The following is a 22,459-nucleotide window of genomic DNA, read 5'->3' as shown; positions in this document are numbered from 1 at the left end:
CTTTACCATCTCCAAACAACATTCCTTTCAATTAAAGCGTTTGTTGAATGAGTTAAAAGCCAATAATCTTTCTCCATCTATTCTCGCTCTCGTTAGATTGAAGCGAAACCTTTCACAAAGGTACGAAATTTATGCGCCAAGCACACTTAAAAGATATTTAATCTGATTGTTCCAGATTAGTTTTCTTTCAGCTTCATTCTCCTCGGCAGCGAAGTCGGTAATGGCGAGCGCCACATCGTTTGTTAATTCATCCTGTAAAATCTCTAATTCAAGGTAATAGGGGGAGTCATCCAACCAAGCGAATTTTACGCTTTTGTTTTCGCGAGCTGCCAACAGCTTGGCCGGGTGCGTTTCGTCATCCCATACAAAATGATATTTGTTATCTCGATATATAACGTCGTCGGCAAACCATTGCGCTAATCCATTTGGCTCACTTATAAATGAGTATAATATTTTAGGAGAAGACTTTATTTCATACTCTAACTGCATTTTCCTTTTTTCTGCCATAATGGTTTAGGATAATAATTGTGTTCCAAAATACTTTTTTAACTTTTTTTCTAAAGAAAAGGAAAATAAACTATATTTGCAAACCCAAACGAGAAAGGGTAAAAATGGCGGGGTAGCTCAGATGGTTAGAGCGCAGGATTCATAACCCTGAGGTCGGCAGTTCGATCCTGCTCCCCGCTACTGAAGGAAACACCGTAATGTGGTCGTTTCCTTTTTTTATGTCATTTACGCCTGCATACCGATAGATGGTTGCCCTTTATTTGGTAAATACAATTTGCAGGATCGTTTAAATGTAAGGGTGTTGCCAGGGGCTTCGGTACGGTCTTCTCAGCAATTTTGTCGCTTCCGGATCGTTAACACATATCCTCTTTTGTGGATCGTATGTCAATGGCCGATTCAAATGCATGGAAAGATTAGCTAATATGCAACTGGCGGTTGATATGTGCCCTTCTTCAATATCTGCAACCGGCAGATGGTCGTTTTCAATAGCCGATAGGAGATTCAGCATGTGCCGCCTGGTAGCTGGCGCTGTGTGCAATTCAATGCGAGGCTCATTTAAGTCTGCCGGAAACTCTTCCTTTTCGTAAACCACGTCTTTTACAATGCGATCGCCCGTACCGGTTGGAATAAACTCATACTTCATAACGCTTCCCTTGAGGGTGCCTTTGTCACCATAAATAACAAATGCCCAAGGATATTCGGGATCAGCTGGATTTCCCCAGGTGCGATGTTGCCATATACAGTTCAATTCATCGTATTCAAAAATAGCCGTTTGCGTATCTGCGATGTTTGACTTTCCCTCTTTTTGAACGTAAATTCCCCCTGTTGCACTGATGCGTTTCGGCCACCTAAGTTGTAATAGCCAACGAACCGTATCAAACATATGAACGCACATATCTCCTGTAATTCCATTTCCATACTCCATAAAGGTTCTCCACCAGCTTCCATGCGGCAAACCGTCATATGGACGTAAAGGAGCCGGGCCCGTCCACATTTCGTAATCGAGGAAATCGGGAACGGGCTCTAACGGTGGATTCCCGTTCTTTCGCATATGATAATAGCAACACATCTCTACGTGAGATATCTTGCCAAGCAAGCCCTTATTGATTACATTCTCTTTCGCATCAATCAAATGAGGAGTGCTTCTTCGCTGTGTGCCTATTTGTACTTTTCTGTTATATTTTCTTGCGGCACTCAGTATTGCCTCCCCTTCAAGTACATCAACGCTAACAGGCTTTTGTAAATAGAGATGCGCGCCTGACATCATCGCATCAATAGCTTGTCGGGCATGCCAGTGATCAGGTGAACCAATAAGAACTAAATCCAATTTATGATCTGCTAACATCTTCCTATAATCGCGGTACAATGCGGGAACCTTCTTAGAAGTCTGCCTTAAACTGATCAATTTACCGGCTTCTTTTAAATGATTGCTGTCCACATCGCATATTGCAACAACGTTAATGTCGCTTACTTGAATGAGTCTGAAGAGATCACTTTTTCCATACCAACCTGCTCCAATTAAACCAACCTGCATCTTATTGGCAGTACCCGCAAAAGTTAGCCCTTTAGCTTGTAATGCAGACAATGTTAAAACAGCGCCAGCGCCTTGAATGAATTCTCTACGATTCAGATTCGAATTAGCCATAATCTTCGGTTTATTGTTTCTAATGAGGAAAGGAGTGAAGTTAATGTTTTTTAACTAGTTCTCATCAAAGAATTGGTAAAATGTGTGTATCGTAATAGGACGTTTATCATCAGGAGCTTCAGACAACTGTTCCGGAAAGAAACATCAATGCGCCCGATATTTGTTTGTTTAGGCGTATTCTGATTTGAATTTTTCGTTATTGCAGACGAGAAGTACAGCATCAGTTATAAGTTGAACCTCTACCTGTTTAACCTTCCCAATATATTCGCCGTCTACCTGTAGAGACGTATTTTCTCTTATAGTTAAATTCGCATAGTTGGTAGGTATAATTTCGGTTTTAAAAGGATTAAATTGAGTCTTGAAGCTAAAGCACATTTTTAGTAGTTCCAAAACGGAAAACCACTTGACAATAACAATCTCGAATTGGTCGTCAAATAGGGAACCGGTTTTGTTTATTTTTACACCTGTTCCATAGCTCGTGCCGTTTGCTATTACCACCATTTCGGCTTTTCGCGATTTACTTTTCCCTTGAGCGTTAACGGTAACATGCATTTTTTTGTGTCTTTTGATAGCCTGCCATGCAGCCTTGGCATAGCCTATCATGCCTCGTTCATCCAAGGATTGGAATTTTTTGACAATGCGTGCATTAATGCCTATATCCGCCAAGTGAATGCTAAATTCCCCATTGACCCTTAAAGCATGAATAAGTTTTGGAGTACCGTTTACGGCTAATTCGAGTGCTGCTTTGAGGTTGTTTTTGAGGTTGATCTCTTTAGCCATGCCATTCGCGGAGCCGGTTGGTATAATGGCGAGCGGAATATCTGTTTCGAGCAGACATTCGGCTGCCAACTTAACCGTTCCATCACCACCTACTGCAAGAACCCGATGAGGGCCAAACGCAATTATATCTTGACGAATCTCTTCCACGGAAGATGTTTTTGAAAGCGTGAAGAAATGTAGTACATGCGTACCGCGGTAGAAATCCCGAATAACTTCCTCGAAGTCGTTTTGCTGATTACCGGATCCTCTATTGATAAGGACATATAGTTTTAAGGAAGCAGTTATGTTCATTCATATTTGTGTTGACAACTATAAAACCAATAACTGTTTTATATGTTTGATGGATGATGGGTACATCAGTTGAAATAAAAATATACAATGGATATGGCCATAGTAAAAACTTAGTGGTTTATGGACATGTCCTTAAGCGTAAACCAAAAAAGGCGAGTGATTTTTCAAAGGATGGTTGGAAGCATACCCTTAGTTTATTGAAGCTGTTTTTCGTACGCCCGGTAGGTAGTGTTCGTTTAAGATTGCATTTTTATGATCAGGTAATCGAAACGATAGCGGAACCGGATGGCTTTTTTAAGTTTAAATGGGCCTCAGACATCCATTTAGATCCCGGACTACATGACCTGAAAATTGGATTAGTCGGTAAGGAGGAATTGCATGGCTTTACACAGGGCAAGGTTTATGTGCCGCATTCGACACAGTACGTATTTGTTTCGGATATCGATGATACCGTACTCATATCGCATTCGGCGACTGTGTTAAGGCGTCTTCGTGAACTACTGATTAAGAATGCCCATCGAAGAAAACTCTTTTCAGATCATGTCCTTTGGTACAATTTATTGTCTCGATCAGGAACTGAAATGCGTCACTTAAATCCTTTTTTTTATGTATCAAGCAGTGAATGGAATTTATATGATTATCTCCAAAGTATTTTTGCTCACAATAAACTGCCACATGGCTCCTTTTTGCTAAGCCATTTTAAGCGTTGGTTCGATTTTTTTAAAACAGGAAAAACAGGGCATGATGATAAATACAGAAGAATCAGTAGGCTGCTTCGCGTTTTTCCTAAGCAGAAATTTGTATTAATCGGCGACAATTCACAAAGAGATCCAATCATATATGCCGCACTCGCTAAAGATCATCCTGATCGAATAGCCGCTATTTATATAAGGAACATAAAACCTAAAAAAGCCGCAATAACATTGCAGCTTTTTAAAAATCTTCAAGAAACAGAAATTCAAACCTGTCTATTTAATACCAATCGAGAGGCTATAAACATGCTGTTTCCATCGGTTTAATATGCCAAACCGATATGGAAGAATTAACCGGTTTTTAACGCGACCTCAGATGTTGATATCATCTTGCGGAGGTTGTTTAACGCATAACGCATGCGCCCTAATGCCGTGTTTATACTAACATCCGTTACTTCTGCAATCTCTTTAAAACTCATATCTCCGTAATGGCGCATAATCAGCACCTCTTTTTGATCATCAGGCAATAATTGGATCATCTTCCTAAGATCCTTATGTGTTTGCTGTCTGATAATACGCTCTTCAGTACTTTCATCGTAGAACGGCAATACGTCGAATATATCAAATCCATCACTATTGGCGATAAGGGGCGTACGCTTCTCTTTACGATAATAGTCAATCACCAAGTTATGCGCGATTCGCATGGCCCAGGGGAGAAATTTGCCTTCATCATTATATCTCCCAGCTTGCAGCGTACTGATAACTTTGATGAAAGTATCCTGAAAAAGGTCCTCCGCTAAATAAGGATCTTTTACCAATAAGTAAATGGAAGTGTAAATTTTTGATTTATATCGATGTACTAACTCTTCAATTGCAGCCTCATTTCCGGCTAAATACAAATGAATTAGTTGTCGGTCAGTTTTCTTTTGCAGTGTCATGCTATGCTACTTCGTCTTTTTTTTGTTATAAAAAAGTATGTTAAGTAGTTTTTTCCTCTATAGCAGTCCTCCTAAATTTAAGTAAGCCATCGGTTTAACCCAATCGATACATTAATAAATTTTTTCAAAGCAAAACATTTTTTTTAGAAAAACAAAGAAAAAATATGAAAATCGTTTGTTGTTTCTTTATTCTGTATTTTTGTACGCTCGATTTACGTAGGTAACGAAGAGGCGGAAATCGTTTAAAAAAAGCAAATTACGAGGTATACATGGCACAAAAGGTTGATTCAAACGCAAAATCTCATATACTTATCAAAGGCGCACGCGTCCATAATTTAAAAAACATTGATGTAACCATACCGAAAAACAGGTTGGTAGTTATCACAGGTATGTCGGGCTCAGGAAAATCATCCCTGGCTTTTGATACACTTTATGCAGAGGGACAACGCCGGTATGTAGAAAGCTTATCTTCCTACGCTAGACAGTTTATGGGGCGTATGAATAAACCGGAGGTAGATTACATCAAAGGAATTGCCCCGGCAATTGCCATTGAGCAAAAAGTAATTACAAGTAATCCGAGGTCTACAGTGGGAACATCAACAGAAATTTATGACTATTTGAAGTTATTGTTTGCCCGTATAGGAAAGACCATCTCGCCCATATCAGGAAAAGAAGTGCGAAAAGACAGCGTTACAGATGTAGTAAATTTTGTGTCCTCACTGCCTAGTGATACACAAATAACGATTTTAAGCCCCCTTCATCCTCATAATCAGCGGAAACTAAAAGAAGAATTAGCCGTCTTGCTCCAAAAGGGTTTTGTTCGAGTGGAGTACTTAGGCCGAATTGAGAAAATCGAGTCCCTAATCGAAGATAAAAAGGTTGCTAATAGCAGTGTCAACTTAGGTGATTTACGAATCGTTATTGACCGTATTCGTGTGAATCAAGAAGACGAAACTTTAAGTAGAATTGCTGATTCAGTCCAGACGGCCTTCTTTGAGGGAAAGGGGGACTGTTATATTGATGATGGAGAAAAGGAACATTTTTTCTGTGATCGATTTGAGTTAGACGGTATGGCATTTGAAGAACCGACTCCTAACTTTTTCAGCTTTAATAATCCCTATGGAGCTTGTAGCAGGTGTGAAGGGTATGGGAAAGTGATCGGGATAGATCCCGACTTAGTAGTGCCCGATAAGAGCAAATCGGTATACGATGGAGCAATCGCTCCCTGGAGAGGAGAGAAAATGGGAGAATGGTTGAACCGATTTGTTAAAGTGGCCATAAAATTTGACTTTCCGGTGCATAGAGCCTATAAAGATTTATCGCCCGAACAAAGGCAAGTCTTGTGGAGCGGGAATCAATATTTTAGAGGTTTGGATGATTTCTTTAAAGAATTGGAAGAGCAGACCTATAAAATTCAATACCGAGTTATGTTATCACGTTATCGGGGGAAGACGGATTGTCCGGATTGTAAGGGAACCCGACTACGTAAAGATGCAGCCTATGTTAAAGTAGGAGGGAAATCAATTACCGATATGGTGCTTATGCCTCTTGATGATTTGTTAGATTTCTTCAACAATCTATCATTAGATAAGCACGAGGAGACAATTGCAAAAAGGTTATTGATAGAAGTAAAGAACCGCGTGCGTTTTTTAACGGAAGTGGGGTTAGGATATTTAACATTGAATCGCCTTTCAAACACACTTTCGGGCGGCGAATCACAGCGGATTAACTTAGCAACCTCTTTAGGAAGTTCTTTGGTGGGTTCCATATATGTCTTAGACGAACCGAGTATCGGTTTACATCCACGCGATACCCAACGTCTAATCGGGGTGCTTAAATCTTTACGTGATGTTGGCAATACTGTTTTGGTGGTAGAACATGAAGAAGAAATGATGCAGGCTGCGGATTACCTTATTGATATTGGTCCGGAAGCGGGTGTACATGGTGGGCAGCTAGTTTTTTCGGGAACATATCAAGAGATTCTTAAGGACGAGCAGAGTTTGACCGGAAAATACCTAAACGGAATCGAGGCCATTGGTATACCGAGTAGTAGAAGGAAGTGGCAGCACTTTGTAGAGATAAAAGGTGCTCGGGAGAACAATCTGAAAGGGATTGACGTGAAATTTCCGTTGTATACCTTTACGGTAGTATCCGGTGTGTCTGGTTCGGGGAAAACTTCCTTGGTGAAGCGTATATTGTATCCTGCTTTGCAGAAAGCGACCGGTAATTATTCCGGCGAGCAAACCGGTGTTTTTGATGGTTTGGATGGAGACCTTCAGCTTGTTGAACGTGTCGAGATGGTAGATCAGAATCCGATAGGGAGGTCTTCGAGATCGAATCCGGTAACCTACGTAAAGGCGTGGGACGATATACGAGCGCTGTATAGTAGTCAGCCAGCTGCAAAAGCTGCGGGGTTAAAGCCAGCGGCTTTCTCTTTTAACGTAGAAGGAGGACGATGTGATGTTTGCCAAGGAGAAGGGGAAGTGAAAATTGAAATGCAGTTTATGGCCGATATTTATCTTACCTGTGAGGCTTGTGGAGGTAAACGGTTTAAACAACAGGTGCTGGATATAACTTGGCAAGATAAGAATGTTTATGATGTACTGGAATTAACGGTAGAAGAAGCTTTGACTTTTTTCGGCAAACAAGCGAAGATACTCAATAAAATCCAACCGCTGGCGGATGTAGGGTTAGGTTATGTGAAGCTCGGCCAATCGTCGAATACCTTGTCGGGAGGGGAAGCACAACGTATTAAGTTAGCTTCGTTTCTGGTGAAGGGAAACAACAGTAAGAATACACTTTTTATTTTTGATGAACCTACTACCGGGCTTCATTTTCACGATATTCGAAAGTTATTGAAGTCATTTGATGCATTGATTGCTCAGGGTAATACCATCTTAGTCATTGAGCATAACATGGATGTCATCAAATGTGCCGACTGGGTGATAGATATCGGGCCGGAGGGTGGAGAGAAGGGTGGAGAGCTTGTATTTGAAGGAACACCGGAGGAACTTGTCAAACATTCGCAGTCTTATACCGGTCAGTTTCTCAAAGCACATATGTGATTGCATAGAGGATTGTTGACCTTTATTACTAAAGGAAAATTCGTAATTTTACAAAAAGCAAAGGAATAATATGCTGTCGAAAAAATCAAAATATGCCATTAAAGCTCTTATTGTACTGGGAAAGAACTACGGGAAAGAGCCGATGCAGATTTTAAAAATTGCTGAAGAGGAAAACATTCCGAAGAAATTTCTTGAGCAAATATTACTGGAAATGCGAAATGCGGGTATATTGTATAGCAAAAAGGGAGCGGGCGGAGGATATAGTTTAAACAAAGATCCGGAAGACATTCGCTTATCGCAAGTTATCAGACTCACCGACGGCCCTATAGCCTTGCTACCCTGCGTAAGCTTGAATTTTTATAGGCGATGTGACGAATGCAAAACCGAAGAAACTTGTGGTATCAGAGATACTTTCGTAGATGTTAGAAATGCGATGTTACAGATTTTGAATGATACCAGCATTGCCGATATTATTAAGCGTGAAGAGAATCTAGCTTTAGGTTTGTAATTAATGGACTGATAACCAATAGTTTAACGTCAAAATAAATATTTTAATAAAAAAAGACTACTAAATTGGTATATTTTATATATATTTGTCTCGTTGATTTTTAATTTTGAAAATATGAAACGCTCCATCTGTAAAAATATGAAGAATATGTGTTATTTATTAACAAGTTAGGAGAGGGCGTGTAGATTTCCAAGAGGCCTCTTCAGTAACCTGCAGAGGCTTTTTTTTTAATTTGATATAAATAGGAGGCAATATATGGAAAGGCAGCAACATCCCGAATTTGAGAAGGTATATGTCGAACCAAAAATCACCTTGGTAGGCGCAGGCCCGGGAGATCCCGATTTGATTAGCATAAAAGGTGTTAAAGCACTTAAAACAGCGGATGTCGTAATATACGATGCGTTAGTGGACGAAGCATTATTAAGCTACGCTCCCAAAGAGGCAACCCGCGTTTATGTTGGTAATCCATCAGGAGACGAAAACTTTTCGCAAACAACAGTCAATCGCTTAATGGTTGATTATGCGCTAAATTTTGGACATGTGGTCCGATTGAAAGGAGGCGACCTTTTCGTTTTCGGAAGGGGGTATGAAGAGTTGGAATATGCGGCATCGTACAGCGTGGAAACGGAAATTATACCCGGAATAAGCAGTGCCATTTCTGTGCCCGGTTTGCAGGGGATCCCCGTTACCCATAAGGGAAACAGTGATAGTTTGTGGATTTTAAGCGCCACCGATAGTAATGGTTCGTTTAATTGGGAGATTGAGGAAGCTGCGCGAAGCAGAGCGACTGTTGTCGTGTTATTGGGCTTTGCGCAATTGCCTGAAATCGTATCGATTTATAAAAAACTTGGTAAGGGGCGGTTGCCGGCGGCCGTTATACAGAACGGCTCAATGAAAAATGAAAGACTGGCCATTGGTGTCGTCAATACAATAGAGGAAGTTGCAGAAGAAGTATCCATTGATAACACAGGGCCGGTCCTATTAGTATTTGGTCAGGCAGTTGCTTTGCATAAAGATTTCTCACGGATATTAAATTTCCTGGAACAGGATTTAAATTTGTATTAAGTTTTTTATATTTCCCTATAGATTTGGTTGTTTTTTATGAGGCGTTGGTTCATATACGGATCAACGCTTTTTTGATGCGTTCCGACTTTGTTTATTACAAAACAATTAAAATAAAAGTTTCTAACTAAGTGAATTTTATGGTAGGTTTGAGTCGACAATAGAAATAGAATGGAAGAACAAAGTAAATTAATTCGTAGTCAAACTCAACGTTCACAGAATCGCGAGCATTCTGTACCTTTATATTTAACCTCAAGTTTTATTTTTGATGATGCCGAGCAAGGGCGCGCTGTATTTGCCGGCGAGGAAGAAGGTATTGTATATTCTAGGTATTCTAATCCAAATACGAACGAATTTATACAAAAAGTTTGTGAGCTGGAAGGAGCAGAGGCCGGTTTAGCCTTTTCTTCCGGAATGGCGGCGGTTTTTGCCTCTTTCGCTGCACTGCTGAAAAACGGAGACCATATTGTGGCCTGTAGATCGGTTTTCGGTTCTACTCATCAACTGTTTACGACTTTATTTCCACGATGGGGCATTACCACCTCTTATGTAGATGCGAAGAATCCAGCTGATTGGGAGAAAGCCATTCAGCCTAATACGAAGATGATTTTTTTGGAAACGCCATCAAATCCAGGCTTGGAATTGGTAGACCTAGAGTGGTTAGGAACCTTCAAAAAAAAATATCCAAATATTATATTAAATGTAGATAACTGTTTTGCGACGCCCTATCTGCAAAAGCCGATACAATATGGTTTTGATTTAGTAAGCCATTCTGCCACGAAATACATGGACGGACAAGGACGTGTTTTAGGCGGGATTGTTGTAGGTAAACAGGAGTTGATCGACGAGATGATGTTTTTTATTCGGCACACCGGGCCGTCTATGTCACCCTTCAATGCTTGGATTATATCAAAAAGTCTTGAAACCCTGGCGCTTCGTATGGACCGCCATTGTGATAATGCGTTGGCAGTAGCGGGCATGTTAGAGTCGCATAATGAGGTCGACCTTGTTCGCTATCCTTTCTTGCCCTCACATCCGCAATATGAGTTGGCCAAAAAACAAATGAAGGCTGGAGGTGGCATTGTTACCTTTGTCATTAAAGGTGGCTTTGAACGTGCTAAACGTTTTCTCGATAATTTGAAGATGATCTTGATCACTTCTAACTTGGGCGATTCACGTACGATTGCAACGCATCCGGCGTCTACGACACATTCAAAATTAACAGATGCGGAGCGTGAACAAATCGGTATCTATCCGGGAACCGTTCGTATTTCGGTCGGATTGGAAGATGTCAACGATATTTTGGTCGATTTGAAGCAGGCTTTGGACGGCAGCAAATAATTATCGGCTTTCGAAAAGGTCGGAGCTCGACCTTAAACGAGGAATGGAATACCGTTTAAAGCTTAGAGCAAAATTTTGTATGCATTGCTTGATACTGAAAGTATCATTAATTAACAGGAATAATAACGAAATAAAGCTGGCAGCTGATGGCTGAAAGCTAAGAGCTAAGAAAATGAAAGTAACACTAAACAGGCTAAACCAGGCGGTGCATTTTGAAGGTGAAAGTGCATCCACCGATGTAAAAGTCCATATTGACGGCTCTCCGGAAATTGGTGGTGAGGCATTAGGTGCACGCCCTATGGAGCTGGTGTTAATGGCTTTGGGTTCTTGTAGTGCACTCGACCTTATAAATATCCTGAAAAAACAAAAGCAGGAAATAGAGGATGTAAAAATTGAGGTTGATGGAAAACGAAAAGATGCGATCCCGGCCGTTTTTACCGATATTCATCTACTATTCAAGTTAAAAGGGCGTATTGACATCGAGAAGGCCAAGAAAGCAGCAGAGCTAGCAGTAAAGAAATATTGTTCGGTACACGATATGTTGGTAGCAGGTGGCGTACAAATTACATATGAGATTGTAACTGAGGCTGTATAGTGTTAGTTGAACCTAAACATTTTACGGTGTTTATTGTTTTCTGTGATAAAAACACATATTATGACTTCTATATGGAAAGTTGATCCGGCGCATTCAGAAGTGCAATTTAAGGTAAAGCATCTGGTTATTTCCACGGTTGCGGGTAACTTTAATAAGTTTGATGGACAAATTGAGGCAACGAGCGAGGATTTTTCTGATGCAACGATTAGATTTATAATTGATGCTGATAGCATTGATACGAATATGAAGGATCGTGATGAACATCTCAGATCAGCCGATTTTTTTGATACGGCGAATTACCCTGAGTTGACCTTTCAGTCAAGCTCGTTTGAAAAAAAAGGAGGCCACGAATACTTGTTAAGAGGCGATTTAACGATCAAAGGACATACCCAGGCTGTGCAGTTTGAAGTAGAGTTTGGCGGTACTGCTAAAGATTCGTACGGTAATCAAAAAGCGGGCTTTGAAGCAACCGCTAAGATCAGCCGACAGGTTTTTGGGCTGAAATGGAATGATTTGACGGAGGCTGGATCCGTAGTGGTTGGAGATGAAGTGAAAATCGTATTGAATCTGCAATTTATTAAACAATCATAATTTGGGTGGGACGTCCTTCTTTTTAGGAAGCTTCCACTCCAAATTTTTTCGGCTTTTCGTCCGATAAGCCAAAAGGATAAGGCGAGCAAAGAGAAGAAAATCGCTCGATTTATATTGTCCCATAGATATTCGAAGAATCGCGTATAAAGATTAATTAGAAGGAAGATGATGCCGAATTCACGGGCGATAATATCGTTCTTTTTGAGACCATACCAAGCAAATGCTAAACAAACGACCGTTGAGAGTACTCCCCAATAAAATATATGATATTGCTTGGTAGCTGCCCATTTGTCTAAATCGCTATAGTTTCCGAAAATTGATAGCAACCATAAGGAAATAAGGAGATATAATACTCCCATGATGTAACTTAATTGTTTAAAGCCTCTAATAGCTGCCCATTTATTATGCAGAACCAAGGTGAAAACTGTTAGTAGTATTCCAAATATGGTAAAGCGCAATGGATAATTCATTCCCCAAAATTTAAATCCCCAATTGCTGTGGTAAGCAGTTTCGGTGGCAAACCATATACCTAGTGCGATCAACATAAAAGCCCAAATAGTTTTTGAAGAAAGCTGTATAGCAAGAACGGTATAAATGACTATAGACAATAAAAATAAGAATGAATACATCCCGTCACCTTTGTCGATAACCTTGCCCAGATAGCCAATGAAAGTAGCCGTAGAAAATACACCCAACACAATTAAGCTTTCATTGGTAAATAATTTCTCTGGATGTCGTTTTTTGTTGAAATAACCCAGGTAATAAAATAAAAATGAAAGCAAAGCGCAAAACACGCAAATAATGATATTGGGTGTTTCGTATAGCGTTGACAAAAGTTGAAGAATCTCCTGATCGACAAATAAGGACAGGAAGGCCAGTACAATACAAGAGAGTGCAATCCAAAATGAATATTGTGCTAGACGTCTCCAGTCGAAGCCCTTCACCTCGTACGAGTGCCTAAGTCTGTCCGCCGTTTCTTTGTCAATCAGGCTGTTCTCTTCCCAATGTGCAATGGCGTTTTCAATAGCTTCTTGTTCGTTCTTATCGATATGAAGTTTCATCCGGAAATTTAATATTGGAGAAATTAAGCAAGCAGCTCTTTTATTTTCTTCTCGTCTTCTGCCAATTGCGCCGTCATTGCCTCAATACTATCAAATTTATGATCGTGACGCACAAAGTGTAAAAATTGTATTTGAAGCGTTTTGCCATATAAATCTTCGTTAAGATCAAAAAAATTGATCTCTATACTTCGGTTGACACCTCTTACAGTGGGTCGTGTTCCGATATATCCCATACCTTTTAACGTAGGGCCTTTTTTTGCCGGTATATATTCTCCCGTAGTCATCTCCGCATGTTCAATAAGGGTTGCCTGTACTGCGTAAATACCATAAGCAGGAATTAATTTGTAGCTTTCCGGAACTTCGATATTAGCGGTGGGGTATCCAATGGTTCTGCCTAGCTGCTGTCCTTTAACCACTTTTCCTGTAATGTGGAAAGGATAACCTAAGTACTTGTTGGCAGTGGCAATTTCGCCAATAATGAGTGCTTCGCGTATTTTCGTCGATGAGACAGCCACATCATTGATGTCTTGCTCCGGTATCTCTTGTACCGAATAATGGTACTGTTCTGCATATTTTAGCAAATCGACCAGTGATCCTTTGCGGTCCTTCCCAAAATGATGATCATAACCGATAATGATCCGTTTAGTGCCGATTTTACTGACCAGAATTTCGCGAATATATTCTTCTGCCGATTGATTGGAAAAATCCCGTGTAAACGGCGTGATAATCAGGTGATCGATTCCACTTTCGGCTAGTCGATCGGCTTTTTCCTCAATGGTGTTTATAAGACGCAAGCTATCATCATCCGGATGCAAGATCATCCTTGGATGAGGAAAAAAGGTAAGAAGTACCGTTTCTCCGTTTATCTTTTGCGCATATTCTCTTAAACTGCTTATAATTTTCTGATGTCCTATATGAACGCCATCAAAGGTTCCAATCGTCACCACTGCATTGTCCAATGGTATAAAATCTTCAATGTTTCTATATATTTTCATCCGCAATAAATTGTTTTTTTATCATGAATCTGCTGTTTACCTCATAAGCATTCTACTTTAGCAGCAAATAATCATACTAATCTTTGTTCCAAAGCCATTCCTAAACCCTTATTTGCAATATATCACGCTTTGTGCTCTCCACTGTTTCTGCCTATAGAAAATCTTATGAGATAATTTTATGTACCTTTCTTCCAAGATACGTATTTATTCTAAAAGTGATAATGTATTGAGGTTAAGGTTTTTTATGAATGTTCTCCTTCGTCATTTATTAATAGACCTTGTTCTTTCAAAGACCGAATATGATCGGACAGCTCCAAAACATTCCAGGCATCTCTGACATGAAAATTACCGCTGCGAGTTCTTCTCAATTCACTCAGATAGGCACCGGCGCCCACTGCTTTTCCAAAGTCATGTGCCAACGATCGAATGTAAGTTCCTTTGCTGCAAACGACTCTGAAGTTAACTTCCGGAAGAGCAATGCGGGTTAATTCGAACTCATAGATCGTTACACGACGAGGTTTTAGTTCAACGGACTCGCCTCGTCTGGCTTTTTCGTATAATCTTTCGCCTTGCATTTTTACAGCCGAATGTACCGGCGGATATTGTTCAATAGCACCGACGAATGTTAGTGAGGCGCGAAGTAGATCTTGTTCCGTAAGATTTGTGATATCAAAAAAGCTATCCGGAATTGTTTCTAAGTCATAAGACGGTGTTGTTGCCCCGAGTGTGAAGGTTCCTATGTATTCTTTTTCCTGCGCTTGAAGCTCATCAATAGTTTTAGTGCGTTTGCCGGTACAAACAATAAGTAAACCTGTAGCCAGCGGATCGAGTGTGCCTGCATGGCCTACTTTCAATTTCAAAGGCTTTAAAGCATTACGGATCTTTCCCACTACGTCAAAACTGGTCCATTTGTAAGGCTTATCGATCAGTAAAACCTCACCGGCGGTGAAATCGAAACGAGGGAAAATCGGCTTTTCTTTTTCGTCTTCCATTAAAGCACCGATAAGCTGTGACCGCTTAAAAGCATCACGATAATAATCCCACCTACTATAATTCTATACCATCCAAAAGCTTTGAATCCGTATTTCGTAACGTAACCAATGAAGCTTTTAATGGCTATGATGGCTACGATGAAACCCACCAAGTTACCTATAAAAAGGATATTATATTGGTCTGCGGTAAACTGGTTGCCATCTTTGTAGAAGTCGAGCAGTTTTTTTGCCGTCGCGCCAAACATAGTCGGCACGGCTAAAAAGAAAGAAAATTCAGCTGCGGCTTTCCTTGAAAGTTTCTGCGCCATACCGCCAACAATGGTTGCTCCCGAGCGAGAAGTGCCTGGTATCATTGCTAGACACTGAAAAAAGCCAATTTTCAGGGCGGTAGCGTAAGAAATGTTGTCTGAGTTATCAATGCGAGGTGCATTAAACCATTTATCGACGAATAGGAGCACAATGCCGCCTAAAACTAAGGTGATTGCCACCGTCATTGGGCTCTCTAGCATATTGTCTATTTCGTCGCTAAATAATAAGCCAAAAATGGCTGCCGGAATAAAAGCAACAAATAGTTTTAAATAAAAAGACCACGAACGAAAAAATCGCTTAAAATAAAGAATCACAACCGAGAGGATGGTGCCTAGTTGAATAGCTACTGTAAACAGTTTAACGAAGGCAGATGGTTCGATGCCCATTAAGGCGGTTGCGATGATTAGGTGGCCGGTGGATGAAACAGGTAAGAATTCGGTTAGCCCTTCTACGATGGCTAAAATAATCGCTTCTATTAAAGTCATCTATTGGTGTTATTTAGTAGGGTTCTTTAATATTGCTACAATGCCAAGAGCAAAGCCTGCGACAACCACAATCGGCGCTAAAGTTATTTTAGTGAAACTGTAAATATCTGTTTTACCGGCCATCAAAATAAAGCCAATGATAACAATGGCAATACTTAATAACATTAATTGGTAGTTCAATTTACCGAAAACAAAGTTTGACTTTTGTTCGCCTTGAGCTACTTTCTTTTTTTCTTGCGGCATAATGCTAAATTTAATTAAGTGAATGTATATTACCGATAGAGATCATTTATTCGGAGACGTAAATACTTGCTTACTGCAAAATAAGTGCTGGCCCCCGAGATCAGAATGCCTAAACAGATTACACCTATGAAAATGAGGGCAAATTCAAAATAGTTACGTAAAATAACAATTTCAGGAATTTGCTCTTGCGCAAAATACAATGTCAGCAATAGTAGAATGATTGCAATCAGAGCACCCAAAAGGCCATGAAGAATACCATAGCCTAAAAATGGACGGCGAATGAAGCCCTTTGTTGCTCCCACCATTTGCATACTTTTTATCAAAAAGCGTTGTGAATAGATTGCCAGCCTTATGGTGTTATTGATTAATGCGACGGCAATAATCAATAAGATAGCTGCGAAGGCAAGTATGATAAGACCAATGACACGAATGTTTTTGTTGACCATATCGATCAGCGAGTCTTGATAAACAACCTCTTTGACCATGCTGTTGCTAGATACCTGCTTTGTAAAGGTCTCTACACCTGCTTTATTTGCATAATCCGCTTTGAGATAGACGTCAATGGACGATAACAGTGGGTTATAACCCAGAAACTTAACAAAATCTTCGCCCAAGTCATTTTGAAGATTTCTAGCTGCTAATTCTTTGCTAACATATTGTGTGCGAAGCACCGCAGGATTTCCATCCAGCTCTTTTTGTAGACTAAGAATATCGGCTTCTGTTACCCCGTCATTAACAATGATGTTAAGTACGATATTTTCCTTAACATAATTGGAAAGATTTTTAGCATGAACGAGGATCAACCCTAATAGTCCGGTCATGAGTAATACCAGAGCAATACTAATAACCGTGGATATGTAGACGGATTTTGTTTTTCTGGATGACGCACTTACTTCAAATTCTTCCATATGCTACTATTTGAAATGCGAAATTAATAATTAGATATGAGATATAGGACATGAGATGTGAGATTTTTCGTACTTTCGCAAGTCATACTGTAATGTGTTATAATGGACTATCAATTTAAGACTATAGAGAAAAAGTGGCAGCAGTTTTGGGCTTCCAATCAAACATTTAAAGTTAATAATACGTCAGATAAGCCAAAATATTATGTGTTAGACATGTTTCCTTATCCTTCAGGAGCCGGGCTTCATGTTGGTCATCCACTCGGATACATAGCCTCCGATGTTTTTTCGCGATATAAGAGATTACGTGGATATAACGTGTTACATCCCATGGGATATGATTCATTTGGGTTGCCGGCTGAACAATACGCTATTCAAACCGGTCAGCATCCCGCAATAACCACTGAAACCAACATAAAGCGTTATAGGGAGCAGTTAGATAACATTGGTTTTTCATTTGATTGGAGCAGGGAGATACGAACCAGCGATCCATCTTATTATAAATGGACACAATGGATTTTTATGCAGCTCTTCAACTCATTCTATAACACGGATAGCGATAAGGCTGAATCTGTTGACCAATTGATCTGGATTTTTGAAACCAAAGGGAGCAAGGGGATAGAAGCAGTATGTGATGAAGATGTCCTCGAATTTACAGCCGAGGAATGGCACCATTTTTCTGAAGAGCAAAAGGAGACCGAGTTGTTAAAATATCGTCTAGCTTATTTGCGCGAGAGCACCGTCAATTGGTGCCCGGCCTTAGGTACTGTCTTGGCAAACGATGAAGTGAAAGATGGGGTATCAGAGCGTGGTGGTTATCCGGTGATTCAGAAGAAGATGATGCAGTGGAGTATGCGAATTACTGCTTATGCAGAACGATTACTGCAGGGGCTGGACACCGTTGATTGGCCCGAGCCGTTAGTAGAGATGCAGCGCAATTGGATAGGAAAAAGTATAGGAGCAAGTGTAAAATTTGCCTTAGCGGATGGGAGCGATTCCATTGAAGTGTTTACCACACGAGTTGATACGATATATGGCGTAAGTTTTCTGGTATTAGCGCCCGAGCATGATTTAGTTCCGATCATTACAACGAACGTACAGCGGGCACAGGTCGAAAATTATATAGAACAGACCAAAAAGAAATCCGAGCGTGACAGAATGGCCGATACCAAAACCGTTACCGGTGCATTCACAGGTAGTTATGCGATGCATCCTTTGACAGGCAAGCAGGTGCCGATTTGGATTGCCGATTATGTGTTAGCTGGTTATGGTACCGGTGCCGTCATGGCTGTGCCTTCGGGGGATCAACGTGATTACCTGTTCGCAAAGCAATTTCATTTACCTATTATCAAAATTCTTGATATACAAGAAATAGATGAGGAGGCCGATAGTCGGAAGGAGGGTGTTTATATTAACTCCGAATTAATTAATGGTTTATCTTATCAAGAAGCGGTTTCGAAGCTAGTATCTGTACTCGAAGAACGTGGTATCGGAAAAGCCAAAGTCAATTATAGGATGCGCGATGCGATTTTTGGTAGACAACGTTACTGGGGTGAACCGGTGCCTGTTTATTTTAAAGATGGATTGCCTAAACTAATCAAAGAAAACGAGCTCCCGTTGTTATTGCCGGAAGTGGATAAATATCTGCCTACAGAAAGCGGCGAACCGCCTTTGGGACGTGCAACGAATTGGAAATATCAGGGGGGATATGAGTACGAACTTAGTACAATGCCCGGATGGGCAGGATCTAGCTGGTACTGGTATCGTTATATGGATTCGCACAATTCGGAAGCGTTTGCCTCAAAAGAGGCTATTGATTATTGGCAGGCCGTTGATCTATATATTGGCGGTTCAGAGCATGCTACCGGACATTTGCTATACAGCCGCTTCTGGAATAAGTTTTTGAAAGACATTGGAAAGGTAAAGGAAGAAGAACCCTTCAAAAAACTGATCAATCAGGGGATGATACAAGGACGCTCCAATTTTGTGTACCGTGTATTGGATGAGCATGGAGCGGGCACTAATACTTTCGTTTCTTTAGGCCTGAAAGATCAATACAAAACGACTGCACTTCACGTTGACGTTAATATCGTGAACAACGATATTCTACATCTAGAAAAGTTCAGGCTATCCAGACCCGAATATGCAGAAGCTAAGTTTATTTTAGAGGACGGCAAATATGTCTGTGGACATGAGGTAGAAAAGATGTCCAAGTCCAAGTTTAACGTCGTTAATCCGGATGATATAATAGAGCAATATGGCGCTGATACCTTACGCATGTATGAGATGTTTTTGGGCCCTTTAGAGCAAAGTAAACCTTGGAACACAAACGGTATTGAAGGCGTTCACAAATTTCTTCGTAAATTTTGGCGCTTGTTCCATGACGCATCTTCAAATTTTTCCGTATCGGATGAAATACCGACAAAGGCAGAGCTTAAGTCCTTACATAAGATTATCCGTAAGGTGGAAGATGATATCGAACGATTCTCTTTTAATACTTCGGTTTCGAGTTTCATGATTTGCGTAAATGAGTTGACTGATTTGAGGTGTAATAAGCGAGCTATTCTGCAGGATTTGGTAATTGTGTTATCACCCTACGCACCCCATATCTGCGAAGAACTATGGGTGCTTCTTGGAAATGAACCGGGCTCCTTGTCTTACACTTCTTACCCTGTTTTCAACCCGGATTATTTAATAGAGGATGAGTTTGAATACCCTATATCGTTTAACGGTAAAATGCGACTAAAACTCAATCTATCGCTGAGCCTTGAGGGGATCGAGATCGAACAAGCTGTATTAGCGAACGAAGATGTGCAGCGTTACCTTGATGGTAAAACACCTAAGAAGGTGATCGTTGTCAAGGGGAAGATCGTAAATATCGTTGTTTAAGTCGCTTTTGGTTGTCGGAAATCGGCTTTCTGCTTTATTCATTATCGCTGAAAGCCGATTTTCAAAAGCTGATCTTAATCGCCTTTTGTTTGGGAACTATAGGTGCTTTCAAATATTTTATCTGCGTTATTGGCTTCAAAACCGTCTCGACGATGCTGCCTTTTTATTTGTTCTTTTGCTAGGTGAACGTAAGCAGGCAATACCTTTCTTTCCGCAAATTCGACATAAGAACCCGATATATGTTGTTTTTCTCCATCGGCAAAAGTGGCCTCAATCATTTCGGCCACGGTAGCACTTTGAAGTAAGCCTCCATCAGGACTTACCTTAATTTTACCACCGGAGGTATTTAACTTGAAACCATGTTTTTCGAGAAAGTTATTGAAAAGCGCGATATCATTAAATCCTTCTTTCAGATTGTGAATACTGATTGTAAAGTGATTTAAATAATAGCGGTTGTAAATAACCCATGAAGCATATTCACTTTCTTCGGCCAAAATATTGTAATCTTCCAGCGATGGTATTCTCCATAAGGGGCTGTGAAGAAAACGGTCGACTTCCATCGCATTATCAAGATCCAGTTTGTCCACCGGATCGGATGTTACTTCATCGGTATAGCTTTTGATAATATCTTGGGCTTTTTGAGAAAGATCGCTCACGCGAAGCTCACTCACAAAAATTCGGGGATATCGGTCGGCAGGAGGTGCATACCAATAAGCATCTAACTTCTTTCCGGGGAAATTATAATAATCGCGCTTTTCATAACCATAATGCAGAAAGATTTTCTCAAAAGATTTTATACCTAATTGGGATACTCCCATGGTCCTAAAAGCGATATGGTCATTTTCGATCTCATCTGGATGTTGAATAATGCCATCTTGCAGCATCGCTTGGATAATGGCACCGACATCCGGAACACGTTGTTTATAACGGGTCATTAAACCGTCCAAAACGTTGTTTAATGTTTCTATGCGGCTCATAATAGTAGCTTTATCTACAGTAAAGATACAAAAAACACCGGAATTTGTTAGTTGGCGGCAAGCACCAGCTCTTTTACCATCCATACATTACAGGCATAATGCCCGGAATTGCCAAGTGCGTGAGGCAATGAAGAGAAACCCATTTTTTTGTACATGCTTATTGCTGTTTCAAATTGAGGGAAAGACTCCAAGTAGAGATGGGTATAACCTAAGTCGACAGCTTTCTCCAAGCACCGATTAATGAGTGTTTTACCCAAACCTTTACCTCTACTTTTATTAGACAGATACAGTTTGACAAGCTCTGCGTAGCCTGTTGGTAAATTGGCTGTCGGATAAATACCACAACCACCTAAAACCTCCCCATCCTCTTCTACTACATAATAAATACTTCTTGGTTGCTGGAAAAGTGTATACAGATTGTCGGTTGTCGGATCTGTATATACGGTTCCTTCTTTTGGGATATGGTGTTCTTCTAAGGAAGTTCTCAGAATCTGCGCTAAAATCTGATTATCGTTCTGACGGATTGTTCTAATTACAATACTCATAAATTATTTGCTCTTGTTTTCTTTGATTAATTCGGCTCTTTGATAGAAACCTTGTAGTTTTAGTTGGTACTCAACTTCGTCAATAGCTTTCATTAGGTTGTTAGACGTATTAGTAAGTTGTTCTAGGGCTTTAACCATTACATCCCAAATGGGCTGCATCTTTTCGACTAACGTTTCTCCTTCTCTGGTTAGGTATAAAAGCCTCTTCCTTTCATCATCTTTATCTTTCTTTGATTTTATCAGGTTTTTTTTCTCTAATTCTTTGAGAAGGCTGATAGTAGAGGGATGAGTATACCCAATTTCGTTGGCTATTTCCACTACGCTCAATATGGGCTTTTTATGGAGTGTGTAAATCACCGGAAACCATTTCGGTTCGAATTGGATACCATAGGATTCGTAAATTTTTAGTCCGTCTTTTCGCAGCTGATCACTTAAGCGTTGTAGGCGTGTTGATATCGCTAAGAGGCCCGACTCGTCAATCACATTTGTCATCGTTATTCAGAATTAGGTGAAAAAATACATCGTCTACTTCCATAATTGGAAAATGGGAAGGGAGTTGCACTTTTTCAATTTGCATGAAACCGTTCCGTTCATAAAAACGTAAGGCGGCTTTTAATGTATGAAAGGTACCTAAGTATAAATGGCTCATACCGGCCTTTTTGGCATAGCATATCAAATGTTCCAGTAATTTCTGCGCTAACCCTAATTCTCTTCCTCTATACTCCTTGCGGACAAACATTTTTCGTATCACTCCGCCCTGTTCTGCTTCCATCTTTATTAAAGCGATAGTTCCCAAGAGCGTTCCTTGGTGTTTAATTCCCCAAAAAGCGCCACCCTTTTGTTGGTAATGTTTTTCTACATTCAATAAGTCTGGCTGATCTTCAATGGTTACAGGAACTTGATGTTCTTGCTGTTGTATCGGCAAGATAAGCCCGATGATTTCCGGGACATCGGCATTGTTTAAAAGTTCAATTTCAAAAGCCATTTCTTTTTTTAGCAAAACTACGTAGTTAGCTACATATTTGCAAATGCTAAAATTTATC

Annotated in this window: 21 protein-coding genes and 1 tRNA gene; 9 read left to right on the top strand and 13 right to left on the bottom strand. The window is 40.3% G+C overall.

The window, feature by feature from the left end:
- Window positions 1–129 precede the first annotated feature (129 nt).
- Entirely contained in the window at window positions 130–507 is a 378-nt protein-coding gene (locus QT327_RS08415; protein ID WP_013663874.1) for an START-like domain-containing protein, read from the bottom strand.
- A gap of 106 nt (window positions 508–613) precedes the next feature.
- On the opposite strand from QT327_RS08415, the gene QT327_RS08410 reads away from it, so the two are divergent.
- Window positions 614–687: transfer RNA gene (locus QT327_RS08410), tRNA-Met, on the top strand.
- A 106-nt stretch (window positions 688–793) separates the two neighbouring features.
- Here QT327_RS08410 and QT327_RS08405 read toward each other — a convergent pair.
- Together QT327_RS08405 and QT327_RS08400 are read right to left on the bottom strand one after the other, a co-directional pair.
- Window positions 794–2,152: a Gfo/Idh/MocA family protein gene (locus tag QT327_RS08405; protein WP_013663873.1), complete on the bottom strand. Its 1,359-nt coding sequence runs from the start codon at window positions 2,150–2,152 to the stop codon at window positions 794–796.
- Window positions 2,153–2,320: 168 nt separating this feature from the next.
- Window positions 2,321–3,223 (bottom strand): diacylglycerol/lipid kinase family protein, encoded by a 903-nt coding sequence (locus tag QT327_RS08400; protein ID WP_130858233.1) that lies wholly within the window; start codon window positions 3,221–3,223, stop codon window positions 2,321–2,323.
- A 53-nt stretch (window positions 3,224–3,276) separates the two neighbouring features.
- Between QT327_RS08400 and QT327_RS08395 the strand changes: the two genes are divergently transcribed.
- Window positions 3,277–4,242, top strand: coding sequence for an App1 family protein phosphatidate phosphatase (locus QT327_RS08395; protein WP_289552590.1), 966 nt, complete (start codon window positions 3,277–3,279; stop codon window positions 4,240–4,242).
- A gap of 23 nt (window positions 4,243–4,265) precedes the next feature.
- On the opposite strand, the gene QT327_RS08390 is transcribed toward QT327_RS08395, so the two are convergent.
- Window positions 4,266–4,853, bottom strand: a complete 588-nt coding sequence (locus QT327_RS08390; RefSeq protein WP_013663870.1) for an RNA polymerase sigma factor — start codon at window positions 4,851–4,853, stop codon at window positions 4,266–4,268.
- A gap of 269 nt (window positions 4,854–5,122) precedes the next feature.
- On the opposite strand from QT327_RS08390, the gene uvrA reads away from it, so the two are divergent.
- From uvrA to QT327_RS08360, 6 genes are all read left to right on the top strand, one after another.
- On the top strand, window positions 5,123–7,918 hold the full coding sequence (uvrA, locus tag QT327_RS08385) for an excinuclease ABC subunit UvrA (RefSeq protein ID WP_130858232.1): 2,796 nt from the start codon (window positions 5,123–5,125) through the stop codon (window positions 7,916–7,918).
- A gap of 70 nt (window positions 7,919–7,988) precedes the next feature.
- Window positions 7,989–8,426 (top strand): RrF2 family transcriptional regulator, encoded by a 438-nt coding sequence (locus QT327_RS08380; RefSeq protein WP_013663868.1) that lies wholly within the window; start codon window positions 7,989–7,991, stop codon window positions 8,424–8,426.
- A 255-nt stretch (window positions 8,427–8,681) separates the two neighbouring features.
- Window positions 8,682–9,491: a uroporphyrinogen-III C-methyltransferase gene (gene cobA, locus QT327_RS08375; RefSeq protein WP_130858231.1), complete on the top strand. Its 810-nt coding sequence runs from the start codon at window positions 8,682–8,684 to the stop codon at window positions 9,489–9,491.
- A gap of 168 nt (window positions 9,492–9,659) precedes the next feature.
- Entirely contained in the window at window positions 9,660–10,829 is a 1,170-nt protein-coding gene (locus QT327_RS08370; protein ID WP_013663866.1) for a trans-sulfuration enzyme family protein, read from the top strand.
- Window positions 10,830–11,001: 172 nt separating this feature from the next.
- A complete protein-coding gene (locus QT327_RS08365) occupies window positions 11,002–11,424 on the top strand; it encodes an OsmC family protein (protein ID WP_130858230.1) in 423 nt (140 codons plus the stop codon).
- Between the two features lie 60 nt (window positions 11,425–11,484).
- Window positions 11,485–12,015, top strand: coding sequence for a YceI family protein (locus tag QT327_RS08360; protein ID WP_130858229.1), 531 nt, complete (start codon window positions 11,485–11,487; stop codon window positions 12,013–12,015).
- 1,084 nt (window positions 12,016–13,099) lie between these two features.
- On the opposite strand, the gene QT327_RS08355 is transcribed toward QT327_RS08360, so the two are convergent.
- From QT327_RS08355 to QT327_RS08335, 5 genes are all read right to left on the bottom strand, one after another.
- Window positions 13,100–14,071, bottom strand: a complete 972-nt coding sequence (locus tag QT327_RS08355) for a bifunctional riboflavin kinase/FAD synthetase (RefSeq protein ID WP_013663862.1) — start codon at window positions 14,069–14,071, stop codon at window positions 13,100–13,102.
- Window positions 14,072–14,313: 242 nt separating this feature from the next.
- A complete protein-coding gene (truB, locus tag QT327_RS08350; protein WP_130858227.1) occupies window positions 14,314–15,063 on the bottom strand; it encodes a tRNA pseudouridine(55) synthase TruB in 750 nt (249 codons plus the stop codon).
- Window positions 15,063–15,857 carry an undecaprenyl-diphosphate phosphatase gene (locus QT327_RS08345; protein ID WP_013663860.1) on the bottom strand — a complete coding sequence of 265 codons (795 nt, stop codon included), beginning with the start codon at window positions 15,855–15,857 and terminating at the stop codon, window positions 15,063–15,065. The genes truB and QT327_RS08345 overlap by 1 nt, the downstream gene beginning before the upstream one ends.
- Window positions 15,858–15,866: 9 nt before the next feature.
- Window positions 15,867–16,100, bottom strand: coding sequence for a DUF3098 domain-containing protein (locus QT327_RS08340; protein WP_013663859.1), 234 nt, complete (start codon window positions 16,098–16,100; stop codon window positions 15,867–15,869).
- Window positions 16,101–16,129: 29 nt separating this feature from the next.
- The gene (locus QT327_RS08335) at window positions 16,130–17,008 is read right to left on the bottom strand and encodes a cell division protein FtsX (RefSeq protein WP_013663858.1); all 879 of its coding nucleotides are present in this window, start codon (window positions 17,006–17,008) and stop codon (window positions 16,130–16,132) included.
- Between the two features lie 102 nt (window positions 17,009–17,110).
- Here QT327_RS08335 and leuS point away from each other — a divergent pair, with 102 nt between their 5' ends.
- Entirely contained in the window at window positions 17,111–19,894 is a 2,784-nt protein-coding gene (leuS, locus tag QT327_RS08330; protein WP_149106285.1) for a leucine--tRNA ligase, read from the top strand.
- A gap of 74 nt (window positions 19,895–19,968) precedes the next feature.
- Here leuS and QT327_RS08325 read toward each other — a convergent pair whose 3' ends face one another.
- The 4 genes from QT327_RS08325 to QT327_RS08310 are packed head-to-tail and all read right to left on the bottom strand — an operon-like array spanning window position 19,969 to window position 22,401.
- Window positions 19,969–20,871, bottom strand: coding sequence for a DUF1338 domain-containing protein (locus QT327_RS08325; RefSeq protein WP_013663856.1), 903 nt, complete (start codon window positions 20,869–20,871; stop codon window positions 19,969–19,971).
- A 47-nt stretch (window positions 20,872–20,918) separates the two neighbouring features.
- Entirely contained in the window at window positions 20,919–21,416 is a 498-nt protein-coding gene (locus tag QT327_RS08320) for a GNAT family N-acetyltransferase (RefSeq protein WP_013663855.1), read from the bottom strand.
- A gap of 3 nt (window positions 21,417–21,419) precedes the next feature.
- Window positions 21,420–21,908 (bottom strand): MarR family winged helix-turn-helix transcriptional regulator, encoded by a 489-nt coding sequence (locus QT327_RS08315; protein ID WP_130858225.1) that lies wholly within the window; start codon window positions 21,906–21,908, stop codon window positions 21,420–21,422.
- Window positions 21,892–22,401, bottom strand: coding sequence for a GNAT family N-acetyltransferase (locus QT327_RS08310; RefSeq protein ID WP_130858224.1), 510 nt, complete (start codon window positions 22,399–22,401; stop codon window positions 21,892–21,894). Before QT327_RS08310 ends, QT327_RS08315 begins: the two co-directional genes overlap by 17 nt.
- Window positions 22,402–22,459: the final 58 nt, after the last annotated feature.

The sequence above is a fragment of the Olivibacter sp. 47 genome (assembly GCF_030372825.1).
Taxonomy (GTDB): Bacteria; Bacteroidota; Bacteroidia; order Sphingobacteriales; family Sphingobacteriaceae; genus Olivibacter; species Olivibacter oleidegradans.
This window is presented reverse-complemented; position numbering and strand designations above follow the sequence as displayed.

Bases quoted from the DNA above. Each gene is read 5' to 3' on its own strand.
- QT327_RS08415 (WP_013663874.1), bottom strand. From the start codon at position 507: ATGGCAGAAAAAAGGAAAATGCAGTTAGAGTATGAAATAAAGTCTTCT.
- QT327_RS08405 (WP_013663873.1), bottom strand. From the start codon at position 2,152: ATGGCTAATTCGAATCTGAATCGTAGAGAATTCATTCAAGGCGCTGGC.
- QT327_RS08400 (WP_130858233.1), bottom strand. From the start codon at position 3,223: ATGAACATAACTGCTTCCTTAAAACTATATGTCCTTATCAATAGAGGA.
- QT327_RS08395 (WP_289552590.1), top strand. From the start codon at position 3,277: ATGATGGGTACATCAGTTGAAATAAAAATATACAATGGATATGGCCAT.
- QT327_RS08390 (WP_013663870.1), bottom strand. From the start codon at position 4,853: ATGACACTGCAAAAGAAAACTGACCGACAACTAATTCATTTGTATTTA.
- uvrA (WP_130858232.1), top strand. From the start codon at position 5,123: ATGGCACAAAAGGTTGATTCAAACGCAAAATCTCATATACTTATCAAA.
- QT327_RS08380 (WP_013663868.1), top strand. From the start codon at position 7,989: ATGCTGTCGAAAAAATCAAAATATGCCATTAAAGCTCTTATTGTACTG.
- cobA (WP_130858231.1), top strand. From the start codon at position 8,682: ATGGAAAGGCAGCAACATCCCGAATTTGAGAAGGTATATGTCGAACCA.
- QT327_RS08370 (WP_013663866.1), top strand. From the start codon at position 9,660: ATGGAAGAACAAAGTAAATTAATTCGTAGTCAAACTCAACGTTCACAG.
- QT327_RS08365 (WP_130858230.1), top strand. From the start codon at position 11,002: ATGAAAGTAACACTAAACAGGCTAAACCAGGCGGTGCATTTTGAAGGT.
- QT327_RS08360 (WP_130858229.1), top strand. From the start codon at position 11,485: ATGACTTCTATATGGAAAGTTGATCCGGCGCATTCAGAAGTGCAATTT.
- QT327_RS08355 (WP_013663862.1), bottom strand. From the start codon at position 14,071: ATGAAAATATATAGAAACATTGAAGATTTTATACCATTGGACAATGCA.
- truB (WP_130858227.1), bottom strand. From the start codon at position 15,063: ATGGAAGACGAAAAAGAAAAGCCGATTTTCCCTCGTTTCGATTTCACC.
- QT327_RS08345 (WP_013663860.1), bottom strand. From the start codon at position 15,857: ATGACTTTAATAGAAGCGATTATTTTAGCCATCGTAGAAGGGCTAACC.
- QT327_RS08340 (WP_013663859.1), bottom strand. From the start codon at position 16,100: ATGCCGCAAGAAAAAAAGAAAGTAGCTCAAGGCGAACAAAAGTCAAAC.
- QT327_RS08335 (WP_013663858.1), bottom strand. From the start codon at position 17,008: ATGGAAGAATTTGAAGTAAGTGCGTCATCCAGAAAAACAAAATCCGTC.
- leuS (WP_149106285.1), top strand. From the start codon at position 17,111: ATGGACTATCAATTTAAGACTATAGAGAAAAAGTGGCAGCAGTTTTGG.
- QT327_RS08325 (WP_013663856.1), bottom strand. From the start codon at position 20,871: ATGAGCCGCATAGAAACATTAAACAACGTTTTGGACGGTTTAATGACC.
- QT327_RS08320 (WP_013663855.1), bottom strand. From the start codon at position 21,416: ATGAGTATTGTAATTAGAACAATCCGTCAGAACGATAATCAGATTTTA.
- QT327_RS08315 (WP_130858225.1), bottom strand. From the start codon at position 21,908: ATGACAAATGTGATTGACGAGTCGGGCCTCTTAGCGATATCAACACGC.
- QT327_RS08310 (WP_130858224.1), bottom strand. From the start codon at position 22,401: ATGGCTTTTGAAATTGAACTTTTAAACAATGCCGATGTCCCGGAAATC.